This window comes from Micromonospora sp. MH33, assembly GCF_003013775.1.
GTDB lineage: Bacteria > Actinomycetota > Actinomycetes > Mycobacteriales > Micromonosporaceae > Micromonospora > Micromonospora fulviviridis.
The window spans coordinates 1-14,529 of record NZ_MUYZ01000023.1 but is presented as its reverse complement, the minus strand read 5'-3'; the positions used below and the strand labels follow the sequence as shown (position 1 = coordinate 14,529).

Here is a 14,529-nt window from a genome sequence, read left to right as displayed (position 1 = left end):
ATACCCACCAGATCGGGGAGAGTCGCCAGCCCTTCGGCACCCGGCGGTCGACGGCGTCGGAGTCAATACGATCTTGGCGGGCGCCGCCGGTCAGCTCACGTTGGCCGGGCCGAGGACGCTCTTCAGGTCGCCCATCAGCGCGGTGGTGGCGGCCACCCGGAACGGGCCGAGGCGCAGCGTGGTGACCTTGCCGCCGTTGAGCAGCTTGACGTGCACCTCGGTGTCGCCCGGGTGCAGCACCAGGGTCTCCTTGAGCTTCTCCACCAGCGGCGGCGTGCAGCGGTGCACCGGGATGGTGAGGGTGACCGGCTTGTTCGCCGGGTTGCTGCTGATGTCCGGCATGGACATGTCCATCGCCATGATCCGCGGCGTGTCGTCGCGGCGGTCGACCCGCCCCTTCACCACCACGATGGCGTCCTCGGCGATGTACTGCCCGATCACCTCGTAGGTGTTGGGGAAGAAGAGCGTCTCCACCCCGCCGGCCAGGTCCTCCAGGGTGGCCGAGGCCCAGGCCCGGCCCTGCTTGGTGACCCGGCGCTGCACGCCGGACAGGATGCCGGCCAGGGTGACCACCGCGCCGTCGGGCACGGTGCCCTCCTCGGAGAGGGCGGCGATGGTGGTGTCCGCCGCCGCGCCGAGCACGTGCTCCAGCCCGAAGAGCGGGTGGTCGGAGACGTAGAGGCCGAGCATCTCGCGCTCGAAGGCGAGCTTGTCCCGCTTGTCCCACTCGCTCTCGCCGATGACCGGCATGACCGTGGTGCTGCCGGCGCCGGTGTCCGCGTCGCCGAAGCCGGCGCCGAACAGGTCGTACTGGCCGACGGCCTCCTTGCGCTTGACGTCGGCGTACGCGTCGATGGCGTCGGCGTGCACGGCGAGCAGGCCCTTACGGGTGTGCTTCAGCGAGTCGAAGGCGCCCGCCTTGATCAGCGATTCGATGGTCTTCTTGTTGCAGGCCACCGCGTCCACCTTGGACAGGAAGTCGTAGAAGTCGGCGTACTCGCCCTTCTCCTCCCGGCACCGCATGATCGCCGCCACCACGTTCGCGCCGACGTTGCGGACCGCGGCCAGGCCGAACCGGATGTCCTCGCCGACCGGGGTGAACGGCCCGGCCGAGGTGTTGACGTCCGGCGGGAGGACCTGGATGCGCATCCGGCGGCACTCGGAGAGGTAGAGCGCCATCTTGTCCTTGTCGTCGCCGACGGAGGTGAGCAGCGCCGCCATGTACTCGGCCGGGTAGTGCGCCTTGAGGTACGCGGTCCAGTACGACACCAGGCCGTACGCGGCGGAGTGCGCCTTGTTGAACGCGTAGCCGGCGAACGGGACGAGGACGTCCCACACCGCCTGGATGGCCTCGTCGGAGTAGCCGCGCTCGCGGCAGCCGTCCCGGAACGGGACGAACTCCTTGTCGAGGATCTCCTTCTTCTTCTTGCCCATGGCCCGGCGCAGCAGGTCGGCCTGGCCGAGGGTGTAGCCGGCGAGGATCTGCGCGGCGCGCTGCACCTGCTCCTGGTAGACGATGAGGCCGTAGGTGGGGGCGAGGATCTCCCGCAGCGGCTCCTCCAGCTCCGGGTGGATCGGCGTGATCTCCTGGAGGCCGTTCTTGCGCAGCGCGTAGTTGGTGTGCGAGTCCACGCCCATCGGGCCGGGCCGGTAGAGCGCCAGCACGGCGGAGATGTCCTCGAAGTTGTCCGGCTTCATGAGCCGCAGCAGCGAGCGCATCGGGCCGCCGTCGAGCTGGAACACGCCCAGGGTGTCGCCGCGGGCGAGCAGTTCGTAGGCCGGCTTGTCGTCCAGCGGCAGGCCCAGCAGGTCCAGCTCCCGGCCGTGGTTGAGCTGGATGTTCTTGACCGCGTCGTCGATGATCGTGAGGTTGCGCAGGCCGAGGAAGTCCATCTTCAGCAGCCCGAGCGACTCACAGGTCGGGTAGTCGAACTGCGTGATGATGACGCCGTCGGCGTCCCGCCGCATCAGCGGGATGTGCTCGATGATCGGCTCGGCGGACATGATGACGCCGGCGGCGTGCACACCGGTCTGCCGGATCAGGCCCTCGATGCCCTTCGCGGTCTCGATGACCTTCTTGACGTCCGGGTCGGACTCGTAGAGGCCGCGGATCTCGCCGGCCTCGGCGTAGCGCGGGTGCTTCGGGTCGAAGATGCCGGAGAGGGGGATGTCCTTGCCCATCACCGCCGGCGGCATCGCCTTGGTGATCCGGTCGCCCACCGCGTACGGGTAGCCGAGCACCCGCGCCGAGTCCTTGATGGCGGCCTTCGCCTTGATGGTGCCGAAGGTGGCGATCTGCGCGACCTTGTCCTCGCCCCACTTGTCGGTGACGTACCGGATCACCTCACCGCGCCGGCGCTCGTCGAAGTCGATGTCGACATCCGGCATCGAGATGCGCTCGGGGTTGAGGAACCGCTCGAAGATCAGGCCGTGCGGGATCGGGTCCAGGTCGGTGATGCCCAGGGCGTACGCGACCAGCGAGCCGGCCGCCGAGCCACGGCCCGGGCCCACCGCGATGCCCTGGCTCTTCGCCCACTGGATGAAGTCGGCGACCACGAGGAAGTAGGACGGGAATCCCATCTGGATGATGACGCCCAGCTCGTACTCCGCCTGGGCGATGTGCCCCTCCGGGATGCCGTTCGGGAAGCGGCGCTCCAGCCCCTTGAACGTCTCCTTGCGGAACCAGGACTCCTCGGTCTCGCCCTCCGGGATCGGGAACCGCGGCATCAGGTTGTGGAACTCGAACATCCCGGCCGGGTCGACCTTCTCGGCGACCAGCAGCGTGTTGCGGCAGCCCTGCTGCCACAGCTCGGACGAGTCGACCGCGCGCATCTGCTCGGCCGACTTGACGAAGTAGCCGCCGCCCTCGAAGCGGAACCGGTTGGGGTCGGCGACGTTGCTGCCGGTCTGCACGCAGAGCAGCACGTCGTGCGCCTCAGCCTGCGCCTCGTGCGTGTAGTGCGAGTCGTTGGTCACCACCGGCGGGATGTCGAGCTTGCGGGCGATCTCGGTGAGCCCGTCCCGGACCCGGCGCTCGATGTCGAGGCCGTGGTCCATGATCTCCAGGAAGTAGTTGTCCTTGCCGAAGATGTCCTGGTAGGCGGCGGCGACCTTGAGCGCCTCGTCGAACTGGCCCAGCCGCAGCCGGGTCTGCACCGCGCCGGAGGGGCAGCCGGTGGTGGCCATGATGCCCTCGGCGTGCTCGGCGATCAGCTCCATGTCCATCCGCGGCCACTTGACGTAGTGGCCCTCCATGGAGGCGCGCGAGTTGAGCTTGAACAGGTTGTGCAGGCCGTCCCGGTTCGCCGCCCACATCGTCATGTGGGTGATCGCGCCGTTACCGGAGACGTCGTCGCTCTTCTGCTCCGGGCGGCCCCACTTGACCCGCTGCTTGTGGAAGCGCGACTCCGGCGCCACGTACGCCTCCACGCCGAGGATCGGCTTGACCCCGGCGGCCATGGCCTGCTTGTAGAAGTCGTTCGCGCCGTGCATGTTGCCGTGGTCGGTGATCGCCACCGCCGGCATGCCGAGCCGCGCGGCCTCGGCGAAGAGGTCCTTGAGCCGGGCCGCCCCGTCGAGCATCGAGTACTCGGTGTGTACGTGCAGATGCGCGAACGAATCGCCCATGCGTGGCGCCCCCCGGGGTGTGGATCAAGGCTGCGTCGGAGTCGACCGACCCACCCTACCGAGGCGATCTGGCCGGCTCCACCGTCCGCGCCGAGGGTGGCCCGGGTCTCTCCGCCCCGATGGTGCGGGCGCACACGATGCTGTACGTCTTGCGCATAGTGTGTGGCACACACTATCGTGTGACGCATGGTGAGCGACGAGGTCCTCCGGACCCATCTCCAGGAGCTACGGCGCGGCACCGTGGTGGTGGCCAGCCTGGTCGCCCTGCGCCGGCCCGACTACGGCTACGCGTTGCTGCAACGGCTGGCCGCGCACGGCTTTCCGGTCGACGCCAACACCCTCTATCCCCTGCTCCGACGGCTGGAGGAGCAGGGGCTGCTGACCAGCGAGTGGAACACCGAGGAGAGCCGGCCGCGCAAGTTCTACCGCATCAGTGACGACGGCGAATCGGTGCTGGGCCGCCTCCTCGACGACCTGACCGCGGTGCAGACGTCCGTCACCCAGCTGATCGAAGGAGTGGGACGATGAGCTCCCTGACCGACCGTTACCTCGCGGCCACCCTGCGGGCCGTGCCGCAGCAGCGCCGGACGGAGCTCGCCGACGAGCTGCGCGCCTCCATCGAGGACATGATCGAGGACCGGACCGCCGGTGGGCAGGACCGCGGCGCCGCCGAACGGGAGGTGCTCACCGAGCTGGGCAACCCCGAGCAGCTCGCCGCCCGCTACACCGACCGCCGCCTCCAGCTCATCGGCCCGCGCTACTTCCTGGTCTGGTGGCGCGTCCTGCGGGTGCTGCTCACCTTCATCCCGGCGATCGTCGGCGTGGTGACCGGCGTGGTCAAGGCGACGGTCGGCGGCGAACCGGGCGCGGCGATCGGCGCCGGCGTCGCGAGCGGGTTCCAGACGGCGGTGCAGATCGCCTTCTGGGTCACCCTGTGCTTCGCCGTGCTGGAGCGCACCGGCACCTCGCTGAACCTGCCCGAGTGGACGGTCGACCAACTGCCCGAGGAGACCCGGGAGCGGCAGGTCACCCTGGTCGACAGCTGCGCCTCGATCGTGTTCCTGCTCGTCACCATCGCGTTCCTGCCCTGGCAGCACTTCCAGCCCTGGCTGTCCGGGGACGGCTCCCGGCTGCCGATGATCGACCCGGCGCTCTGGAGCTTCTGGCTGCCAGCGCTGATCGTGGTGCTGGTCGCCAGCATGGGCCTGGAGATCGCGAAGTACCGGGCCGGCCGCTGGACCTGGCCGCTGGTCGCGGTCAACGCCGTGCTCGAACTGGCGTTCGCGGTGCCGCTGATCTGGCTGCTGCTCACCGACCGGCTGCTCAACCCGGCCCTGATCGAGCGGTTCGCCTGGCTCCGCGAGGGCGGCGCGGACGACGTGACCCGGATCGCCGCCGTGGTCACCGCCGCGGTCGTGGTCTGGGCCGTGATCGACAGCGCGGTCAAGGCCCGCAAGGCCGCCGACTGAACACCGCCGGCCCGGCGCGCCCTCCCGACCGGGGGGCGCGCCGGACCGGCGTGCGGCCGGGTTCAGGCCCGTGCCGCCAGCGCCCGCCACTCCCGGGCGAGCAGGGCGTACACGGCCTCGTCGGTCCACTCGCCCTTGACGTACTCGTTCTCCCGCAGGTGCGCCTCCCGGCGCATGCCGAGGCGCTCCAGCACCCGCGCCGAGGCGGTGTTGCGGGCGTCCAGCCGGCCGACGATCCGGTGCAGCCCGAGGCCGCCGAAGCCGAGCCGCAGCATCTCCCGGGCCGCCTCCGTGACGTACCCCCGGCCGGTGTGGTCCGGGTGGGCGACATAGCCGATCTCGCCCTGCCGGTGCTCGCCGCTGGTCCAGCTGAGCAGCACGTCGCCGACGAACTCGCCGGTCTCCGCCAGGACGACGGCCAGGTTGAGCACCTCACCCGGCGCGCGCAGCGCCGTGCGCCGCACCATCCGGTCCACCGCCGCCCGGGCGGCCGCGTCGTCGTAGGGCTCGTGGTAGAGGAACCGGCAGACCTCCGGCCGGCCGCGGTAGTCGCGGAGCACGGCCAGGTCGTCGGGGGTGAAGGCGCGCAGCAGCAGGCGGTCGGTGCGCAGCGGCAGGTCGGGGACGAGCATGCCGGCAGGGTACGGGCGCGGCGGCCGGCCGGTCAGCCGAGTTTCCGCGGCGAGCGGCGCGCATCGTGGGTCGAGGTCGACCCGGCCGAGGTCATGACCTCCTCGGCGACGTCCAGCGGGACGGAATCACCGCCGCCCGAGCACACGGGTCCTGGACGGTGAGCCGTACAAGAGTCTCGACTCGTTCGTGCGCGCTCAGCCGGCCATCGCGGAGCGCGCGGCGAGGGACTGACCGCCGGCGGGCGGTCCCCGGGAGGTGCAAGGAATGCACAGCGCCGCCGGGCCGACGCGGTGGTCGGCTCGGCGGCGCGTCGGGCGACCTCAGCCGACCGCGGCCATGACCTCGTCGGAGACGTCGAAGTTGGCGTAGACGTTCTGCACGTCGTCGCAGTCCTCGAGCACGTCGATCAGCTTGAAGATCTTGCGCGCGCCCTCCTCGTCCAGCGGCACGTTGACGCTGGGGATGAGGGAGGACTCGGCCGACTCGTACTCGATGCCGGCGTCCTGCAGGGCGGTGCGCACGGGGATCAGGTCGGTCGGCTCGGAGACCACCTCGAACGCCTCGCCGAGGTCGTTGACCTCCTCGGCGCCCGCGTCGAGCACGGCCATCATCACGTCGTCCTCGCTGGTGCCGGCCTTGGGGACGATCACCACCCCCTTGCGGGAGAACATATACGACACCGAGCCGGCGTCAGCGAACGAGCCGCCGTTGCGGGTGAGCGCGGTGCGCACCTCGGTGGCGGCGCGGTTGCGGTTGTCGGTGAGGCACTCGATGAGCAGCGCGACGCCGTTCGGGCCGTAGCCCTCGTACATGATCGTCTGGTAGTCGGCGCCGCCGGCCTCCAGCCCGGAGCCGCGCTTGACCGCACGGTCGATGTTGTCGTTCGGGACGGAGTTCTTCTTCGCCTTCTGGATGGCGTCGTAGAGGGTCGGGTTACCGGCGGGGTCCCCGCCGCCGGTCCGGGCCGCCACCTCGACGTTCTTGATCAGCTTGGCGAACATCTTGCCGCGCTTGGCGTCGATGACGGCCTTCTTGTGCTTGGTGGTCGCCCACTTTGAGTGGCCGGACATCTCATACCTCCGTCTGTTGACTCACGCCTGCGTCGACTGTCCGCGCCCGCGCCGGACCGGGACCGCCGGGCGGTCGGCTGGGGGCGGCGGCGGGCGGTGAGCCCTGCCGAACCGCCCGCAATCCTACCGAGGTTGCGTCCCCGCATGTCACACCCGCACCCGGGGCGGGCCGGCGGAGCGGCGAAACGGGCCCACGGGCGGTCAGGCGGCGGCGCGGACCAGGTCCACGAAGTAGCGGTGCAGCCGCAGGTCGCCGGTGAGTTCCGGATGGAACGAGGTGGCCACGAGGTGGCCCTGCCGGACCGCGACGATCCGGCCGGCGGCCGGTCCCTCGGTGACCCGGCCGAGCACCTCGACGCCCGCGCCGACCCGCTCGACCCACGGGGCCCGGATGAAGATCGCGTGGAACGGCTCGCCCCCGACGCCGGCGATCTCCACCGGCGCCTCGAACGAGTCGACCTGGCGGCCGAACGCGTTGCGCCGGACGGTCATCTCGATGCCGGCGAAGCCGCGCTGGTCGGGGCGGCCGTCGAGCACCTCGGCGGCCAGCATGATCATGCCGGCGCAGGACCCGTAGACCGGCATGCCGCCGGCGATCCGCTTGTCGATCGGCTCGCGCATCTCGAAGATGTCGGTGAGCTTGCTGATGGTGGTCGACTCGCCGCCCGGGATCACCAGGCCGTCGACCGCGTCCAGCTCGGCCGGCCGGCGCACCGGACGGGCGTCCGCGCCGGCCCCGGCCAGGGCGGCGACGTGCTCGCGCACGTCGCCCTGGAGGGCGAGCACACCGATGACGGGTGCGGTCACTCCTCGCTCCTCTCGCTCGTCGGACGGGGCCCGGGCCGGGCCCCGTCCGGTCACCGTCACCAGCCGCGCTCGGCCAGCCGGTGCGGCTGCGGGATCTCGTCGACGTTGATGCCGACCATCGCCTCGCCCAGGCCGCGGGAGACCTTGGCCAGCACGTCGGGGTCGTCGTGGAAGGTGGTGGCCTTCACGATCGCGGCGGCACGCTGGGCCGGGTTGCCCGACTTGAAGATGCCCGAGCCGACGAAGACGCCCTCGGCGCCGAGCTGCATCATCATGGCCGCGTCCGCCGGGGTGGCGATGCCGCCCGCGGTGAACAGCACGACCGGCAGCTTGCCGGTCTCGGCGATCTCCTTGACCAGCTCGTACGGCGCCTGCAGCTCCTTGGCGGCGACGAACAGCTCGTCGGCCGGCAGCGACTGGAGCCGGCGGATCTCCTTGCGGATCTTGCGCATGTGGGTGGTGGCGTTCGAGACGTCACCGGTGCCGGCCTCGCCCTTCGAACGGATCATGGCGGCGCCCTCGGTGATCCGGCGCAGCGCCTCGCCCAGGTTGGTCGCGCCGCAGACGAAGGGAACGGTGAACGCCCACTTGTCGATGTGGTTCTCGTAGTCGGCCGGGGTCAGCACCTCGGACTCGTCGACGTAGTCCACGCCGAGGGACTGGAGGACCTGCGCCTCGACGAAGTGGCCGATCCGGGCCTTGGCCATGACCGGGATGGAGACGGCGTTGATGATGCCGTCGATCATGTCCGGGTCGCTCATCCGGGAGACGCCGCCCTGGGCGCGGATGTCGGCGGGCACCCGCTCCAGCGCCATGACGGCGACGGCGCCGGCGTCCTCGGCGATCTTGGCCTGCTCGGGGGTGACCACGTCCATGATCACGCCGCCCTTGAGCATCTCGGCCATGCCCCGCTTGACGCGGGCGGTGCCGACGACGGGGTTGGCGTTGGTGTTCGGGGAGGTGGATTCGGGCACGGGTCATCGCTCCTTGGACGTGCGCGGGGGTGGCTGCGCAAAGGCTACGACGGGGTCAACGCCGGTCCGACAGCCAATCAGACCCCCGGTGGCCTGCTCTGTGGTCGGCGTCACGGGGGTCGGGCCACCGCCCGCTCAGCCGGTGGTGACGTCGGCGCGCGGGGTGACCGTGGGGTCGTCGACGTCGAAGTAGCGCGGCCACTCCCGGCCGCGTCCCATCCGGAACAGGCGTACCAGCGGGCGGCTGCGGGCCGACCGGGCGTCCCGGACCAGGTCGGTGTGCACCTGCCGGGCCAGGGCCAGCCGCCGGCTGGCCGCGATCACCGCCTCGCAGGCCGGGTCGGCCGGGTCCAGCTCAACCGTGCGCAGCTGTCGGGTGAGGTCGTTCTCCGCGGCCTCCCGCTCCTCGGGGACGGCGTCCAGGGCGATCCGGGCCGCCGCGTAGAGCTCCACGCCGTAGCGCTGCTCGGCCAGCACCGCGGCGGCGGCCGCGCGGCGCAGCAGGTGCGCGTCGAGCGCCCGGGCCGCCGACTCCGCGCGCGCCTGCAGCCGCTCGACCCGACCGGCGGTCCAGATCAGGTACGCCGAGACCAGCCCGAGCACCAGGACCCCGCCCACCACCCACCACATGCCCGGCATCGTAGTGCTGCTCCTCATCCCGCCCGGCCCGCGCGGGCACCGGTCGACGCGCTCGTCACAGCGGCCCCACCGGCCACCGGGTTCAGCCCAGCCCCGCCCATTCCTGGTCCATGACCCGGCCGTCGGTGGCCTCGATCGCGGCTGCGTATACCTCCAGAACCCGGCGGGCAACCACGGGCCAGTCGAAATTCGCCACCACCTGGTCGCCGCAGGCGGTCAGCGCGGCGCGCTGCTCGGCGTCGTCGAGCAGCTCGGCCAGGGCGGTACGCAGCGCCGCGGCATCACCGGTCGGGAAGAGCCGGCCGGCCCGCCCGCCGTCCAGCACCCGGCGGAACGCGTCCAGGTCGCTGGACACGACAGTGGTGCCGGCGGCCAGCGCCTCGGTGAGGATCATCCCGAAGGACTCCCCGCCGGTGTTCGGCGCGACGTACAGGTGCAGGCTGCGCAGCATGCGAGCTTTGTCCGCCTCGGTGACCAGGCCCAGGAAGGTGACCCGGTCCCGCAGGCCCGCCGGGAACTGCCCGTAGAGGTCGTCGGCGTCGCCCGGCCCGGCCACCAGCAGGCGCAGCCCGGGGCGGTGCGGGGCGAGCGCCACGAAGGCGTCCCGCAGGATCGGGAAACCCTTGCGGGGCTCGGTGAACCGGCCCAGGAAGCCGAGCGTCCCCCCGGAGCCCGGCGCGCACTCCCCCGGCCAGCCGGGCAGCGGCTCGACGCCGGCGAACTTCGCCACCGCCACCCCGTTGGGGATCTCCACGGCGCCGCCATCCATGTGCTCGACCTGCACCTTGCGGGCCAGCGCGCTCACCGCGATCCGGGCGGTGATCCGTTCGAGGAGGATCTGGAGCGCACCCTGCGCGGCGGAGAGCACCCGGGACCGGGTCATCGCGGTGTGGAAGGTGGCCACCACCGGCCCCCGGGCGCAGAGCACGGCGAGCATCGACAGGCTCGGGGTGAGCGGCTCGTGCACGTGCAGCACGTCGAAGTCGCCCCGGTTGATCCAGCGCCGTACCCGGGCCGTGGAGACCGGACCGAACGCGATCCGGGCCACCGAGCCGTTGTACGGCAGCGGCACCGCCCGGCCGGCCGACACCACGTACGGCGGCAGCGGCGAGTCCTCGTCGGCCGGGGCCAGCACGCTCACCTCGTGACCGAGCCCGAGCAGCGCCTCGGCCAGGTCCATGACGTGGTTCTGCACCCCGCCCGGGACGTCGAAGGAGTACGGGCACACGATGCCGATCCGCATTGCGCCCGCTCCCTCAGATCGTCCCGGTGGTGGCCGCCGGCGGCGCCGCCGAGGCGGTGGAGCCGTCCGTGCGCTGGTCCAGCCACATCCGCTGCAACATGTGCCAGTCTTCCGGATGCCGGGCGATGCCCGCCGCAAGACCGTCGGCAATCCGCTGGGTCACCGCGCGTACCCGGGCGTCCAGCGGGGCGCTGTCCGGATGGGGCAGCTCCAGCGGGCCCTCGAGGGCGGCGCGGGCGCGGTCCGGCTCGTACCAGAGCGAGGCCACGTAGAGCGGCGCGCCGGTGCGCAGCGCCAGCAGGGCCGGGCCGGCCGGCATCCGGGTCCGGCCGCCGAAGAACTCCACCTCGACGCCCCGGGCGGAGAGGTCCCGGTCGGCGAGCAGCGGCACCACGGCCCCGGCCCGCAGCCGGTCCACCAGCACGTCGAACGCCGGCCGGTCGCCGCCGGAGGTGGGCAGGATCTCCATGCCGAGGCCCTGCCGGAAGGCGAGGAAGCGCTCGTAGACGCCCTCGGGCTTGAGCCGCTCGGCGACCGTGGTGATCGGCCAGCCGCTGGCGGCCACCCAGGCGCCGGCGGCGTCCCAGTTGCCGGCGTGCGGCAGCGCGACCACCGCGCCCCGGCCGGCCGCCACGTCGGCGCCGAGCTTCTCGTGGCCGTCGAGGTGGAACCCGGCGAGGATCTGCTGCCGGCTCAGGCTCGGCAGCCGGAACGCCTCCAGCCAGTACCGGGCGTACGACCGCAGGCCGGCGCGGACCAGCCGGTCCAGCTCCGCCTCGGGCAGCTCCGGGCCGACCACCCGGCGCAGGTTGGCGCGCAGCCGAGACGTACCCTTGCCGCCCCTGCGGTGGGCGCGGTCGGCGCCCGCCCGGAAGGCGGCGGCGACCACGGGCCGGGGCAGCGCGCGGACCAGGCGCCAGCCGGCGACGTAGCCCGCCTCGGTGAGGTTCACTCCCGGCCGACCAGCTGCGCCTGCCGGTACACGTGGGCCATCCGCTGGCCGACCGTGAAGATCGAGACGGCGGCGAGCAGCCAGAGCGCGATCTCCAGGGCCGGGTCGAGGCCGAGGCCGGTGAGCAGGCCGCCCACCCCGACGATCAGCAGCCGCTCGGTGCGCTCGGCGATGCCCACGTTGCAGGTCATCCCGAGTCCCTCGGCGCGGGCCTTGACGTAGGAGACCAGCCCGCCGGCGGCCAGGCAGAGCAGCGCGGCGGCCACCCCGGAGTACTGGTGCTCGGTGGCCAGCCAGTACGCGACCGCGCCGAAGACCGCGCTGTCGGCGACGCGGTCCATGCTCGAGTCGAGGAAGGCCCCGAACCGGGTGGAGCCGCCGCTCATCCGGGCCATCGTGCCGTCGAGCAGGTCGGTGAGCGCGAAGACCGTGACGATCAGCGCACCGGCGACCAGATGACCGCGGGCGCCGAAGCCGAGCGCGCCGACGAGCACGCCGACGGTGCCGGTCACGGTGACCGCGTTGGGGGACACACCGGCGCGGAGCAGTCCGCGCGCGACCGGCTCCACGACGCGGGTCATCCCCGCGCGGGCCGTCACTTGGAAGATCTTCGCCATGGCGGTCCCACGATAACGGCCGGCAGCGGTCGGGGACACAGCCGGTCGTCCCGACCCGCCAGGCGCTCTTGTGCCGGCCCGGTTACGGGTGTGAGATCGAGCGTGGAAGGTGAGCCAGTTCACCGGATCACCGGTCCGCGTACCCGTCGTCCAGGAGATCACCGGAAGATATCGCCGCGGTGCCCGCCCGGGGCCGCTTCCCCGTCGCGCGCGGCGGTCGCCACCACCACCGGTTGAGGGAGGTGCGCCGCGATGGCGCAGAAGAATCAGGAGAAGGGTGTCACCGGCGGCGCGCCGGTGGTGACCGAGCCCGGCAGGGTTCGCAACGTGGTGCTCGTCGGGCACTCCGGGGCGGGCAAGACGACCCTGGTCGAGGCGCTGCTCGCGACCAGCGGCACGATCGGCCGGGCCGGCAGCGTCACCGACGGCACCACGGTCTGCGACCACGACCCCGCCGCCGTCCGCCAGCAGCGCTCGGTCAGCCTGGCCTGCGCCCCGCTGCTGCACCGCGACGTCAAGGTCAACCTTCTGGACACCCCCGGGTACGGCGACTTCGTCGGCGAGCTGCGCGCCGGGCTGCGGGCCGCCGACGCGGCGCTGTTCGTGGTCTCCGCCGTCGACGGCATGGACGCGGCCACCGCCGCGCTCTGGGAGGAGTGCGCCGCGGTGGAGATGCCCCGTGCCGTGGCGGTGACCCGGCTGGACCACCCGCGCGCCGACTTCGACGAGGCCGTGGCGCTCTGCCAGCGGGTCTTCGGCGACAACGTGCTCCCGCTCTACCTGCCGATGCTCGGCGACGACGGCGAGTCGGTCGCCGGCCTCATGGGGCTGATCACCCGGCGGGTCTTCGACTACTCCCAGGGCCTGCCGGCTGCGGTGCGCGAGCCCGACCCGGAGCACCTGCCCGCCATCCTGGAGTCCCGCAACGAGCTGATCGAGGGGATCATCGCGGAGAGCGAGGACGAGACCCTCATGGACCGCTACCTCGGCGGCGAGGAGATCGACACCGAGGTGCTCATCACCGACCTGGAGAAGGCGGTCGCCCGCGGCCACTTCTACCCGGTGGTGCCGGTCTGCGCGGAGACCGGCGTCGGCCTCGACGCGCTGCTGGACGGCCTGGTGGCGGCGTTCCCGTCGCCGCTGGAGCACGAGCTGCCCGCGGTCACCGGGGTGGACGGCTCGCCCCGGCCGCCGCTGGCCTGCGACCCCGACGGCCCGCTGATCGCCGAGGTGGTCAAGACGACCGTGGACCGGCACGTCGGCCGGGTCTCCCTGGTCCGGGTCTTCTCCGGCACGCTCCGCCCCGACCAGGTGATCCACGTGTCCGGGCACGGCATGGCCGAGCGCGGTCACCCCGACCACGACGCCGACGAGCGGGTCGGCCACATCTACAGCCCGCTCGGCGCGACGCTGCGCGAGGTGCCCGCCGCGGTGGCCGGTGACATCTGCGCGGTCACCAAGTCGGGCAGCGCGGAGACCGGCGACACGATCTCCGCCAAGGAGGAGCCGCTGCTCATCGCCCCGTGGGAGATGCCGGAGCCGCTGCTGCCGGTGGCCATCGTGGCGAAGAGCCGGGCCGACGAGGACGCCCTGGCCCGCAACCTCGCCCGGCTGGTCGCCGGCGACCCGACGCTGCGGCTGGACCGCAACGCCGAGACCCACCAGCTGTTGCTCTGGTGCATGGGCGAGGCGCACGCCGACGTGGTGCTCGACCGGCTGCGCGCCGGCGGGGTGGAGCTGGAGACCGAGCCGGTCCGGGTGGCGCTGCGCGAGACGTTCACGGCCGGTGCCAAGGGGCACGGCCGGCACGTCAAGCAGTCCGGCGGCCACGGCCAGTACGCGGTCTGCGACATCGAGGTCACGCCGCTGCCCCGGGGCGCCGGCTTCGAGTTCGTGGACAAGGTGGTCGGCGGCGCCGTGCCGCACAACTACATCCCGTCGGTGGAGAAGGGCGTCCGGGCGCAGATGGAGCGGGGCCTGGTCGGCGGCTACCCGGTGGTGGACCTGCGGGTGACCCTCTTCGACGGCAAGGCGCACAGCGTGGACTCCTCCGACGCGGCGTTCCAGACCGCGGGCGCGCTCGCCCTGCGGGACGCCGCCGAGAAGGGGCAGCCGACGCTGCTGGAGCCGGTCGACGAGGTGACCATCCGGGTGCCCGACCCGTCGGTGGGCGCCGTGATGGGCGACCTGTCCGGCCGGCGCGGCCGGGTACTCGGCACCGAGCCGGACCCGGACGCCGAGGGCCGCACCCTGGTGCGCGCCGAGGTCCCCGCCACCGAACTGCTGCGCTACGCCGTCGAGCTGCGCTCGATGACCGCCGGCACCGGCACCTTCCGCCGCGAGTTCGCCCGTTACGACCCGATGCCCGCCCACCTCGCCGAGCAGGTCCGCAAGGAGGCCGGCGGCCGCTCCTGACGGCGGCTGCGCCCCGGCCCTCCGCCGCGTGGGGTGGGTCAGGGGCGGGCGGCCGGGACGGGCGGCATCGGCCAGTGCGGGCG

Annotated in this window: 12 protein-coding genes; 3 read left to right on the top strand and 9 right to left on the bottom strand. The window is 72.5% G+C overall.

Annotation, left to right across the window (positions count from 1 at the left end; all coding sequences use genetic code 11):
- Positions 1 to 90 precede the first annotated feature (90 nt).
- The gene (gene dnaE / locus B0E53_RS06465) at positions 91 to 3,627 is read right to left on the bottom strand and encodes a DNA polymerase III subunit alpha (protein WP_107075155.1); all 3,537 of its coding nucleotides are present in this window, start codon (positions 3,625 to 3,627) and stop codon (positions 91 to 93) included.
- A 186-nt stretch (positions 3,628 to 3,813) separates the two neighbouring features.
- Here dnaE and B0E53_RS06460 point away from each other — a divergent pair, with 186 nt between their 5' ends.
- Positions 3,814 to 4,155, top strand: coding sequence for a PadR family transcriptional regulator (locus tag B0E53_RS06460; protein ID WP_107075154.1), 342 nt, complete (start codon positions 3,814 to 3,816; stop codon positions 4,153 to 4,155).
- Positions 4,152 to 5,096, top strand: a complete 945-nt coding sequence (locus B0E53_RS06455; protein ID WP_107075153.1) for a permease prefix domain 1-containing protein — start codon at positions 4,152 to 4,154, stop codon at positions 5,094 to 5,096. The genes B0E53_RS06460 and B0E53_RS06455 overlap by 4 nt, the downstream gene beginning before the upstream one ends.
- A gap of 62 nt (positions 5,097 to 5,158) precedes the next feature.
- On the opposite strand, the gene B0E53_RS06450 is transcribed toward B0E53_RS06455, so the two are convergent.
- From B0E53_RS06450 to pgsA, 8 genes are all read right to left on the bottom strand, one after another.
- Positions 5,159 to 5,728 carry a GNAT family protein gene (locus B0E53_RS06450; RefSeq protein WP_107075152.1) on the bottom strand — a complete coding sequence of 190 codons (570 nt, stop codon included), beginning with the start codon at positions 5,726 to 5,728 and terminating at the stop codon, positions 5,159 to 5,161.
- Positions 5,729 to 6,049: 321 nt separating this feature from the next.
- Positions 6,050 to 6,799: a YebC/PmpR family DNA-binding transcriptional regulator gene (locus B0E53_RS06445; RefSeq protein WP_091310004.1), complete on the bottom strand. Its 750-nt coding sequence runs from the start codon at positions 6,797 to 6,799 to the stop codon at positions 6,050 to 6,052.
- 201 nt (positions 6,800 to 7,000) lie between these two features.
- Positions 7,001 to 7,606, bottom strand: a complete 606-nt coding sequence (gene pdxT / locus B0E53_RS06440) for a pyridoxal 5'-phosphate synthase glutaminase subunit PdxT (RefSeq protein WP_107075151.1) — start codon at positions 7,604 to 7,606, stop codon at positions 7,001 to 7,003.
- A gap of 56 nt (positions 7,607 to 7,662) precedes the next feature.
- A complete protein-coding gene (gene pdxS / locus B0E53_RS06435) occupies positions 7,663 to 8,580 on the bottom strand; it encodes a pyridoxal 5'-phosphate synthase lyase subunit PdxS (RefSeq protein ID WP_107075150.1) in 918 nt (305 codons plus the stop codon).
- A gap of 135 nt (positions 8,581 to 8,715) precedes the next feature.
- Positions 8,716 to 9,219 (bottom strand): hypothetical protein, encoded by a 504-nt coding sequence (locus B0E53_RS06430; RefSeq protein WP_107075149.1) that lies wholly within the window; start codon positions 9,217 to 9,219, stop codon positions 8,716 to 8,718.
- Positions 9,220 to 9,301: 82 nt separating this feature from the next.
- On the bottom strand, positions 9,302 to 10,462 hold the full coding sequence (locus B0E53_RS06425) for a glycosyltransferase family 4 protein (RefSeq protein ID WP_107075148.1): 1,161 nt from the start codon (positions 10,460 to 10,462) through the stop codon (positions 9,302 to 9,304).
- 13 nt (positions 10,463 to 10,475) lie between these two features.
- Positions 10,476 to 11,414: a phosphatidylinositol mannoside acyltransferase gene (locus B0E53_RS06420; protein ID WP_107075147.1), complete on the bottom strand. Its 939-nt coding sequence runs from the start codon at positions 11,412 to 11,414 to the stop codon at positions 10,476 to 10,478.
- Positions 11,411 to 12,031, bottom strand: a complete 621-nt coding sequence (gene pgsA, locus B0E53_RS06415; protein WP_107075146.1) for a phosphatidylinositol phosphate synthase — start codon at positions 12,029 to 12,031, stop codon at positions 11,411 to 11,413. The genes B0E53_RS06420 and pgsA overlap by 4 nt, the downstream gene beginning before the upstream one ends.
- 252 nt (positions 12,032 to 12,283) lie before the next feature.
- Here pgsA and B0E53_RS06410 point away from each other — a divergent pair, with 252 nt between their 5' ends.
- The gene (locus B0E53_RS06410) at positions 12,284 to 14,446 is read left to right on the top strand and encodes an elongation factor G-like protein EF-G2 (RefSeq protein ID WP_107075145.1); all 2,163 of its coding nucleotides are present in this window, start codon (positions 12,284 to 12,286) and stop codon (positions 14,444 to 14,446) included.
- Positions 14,447 to 14,529 lie beyond the last annotated feature (83 nt).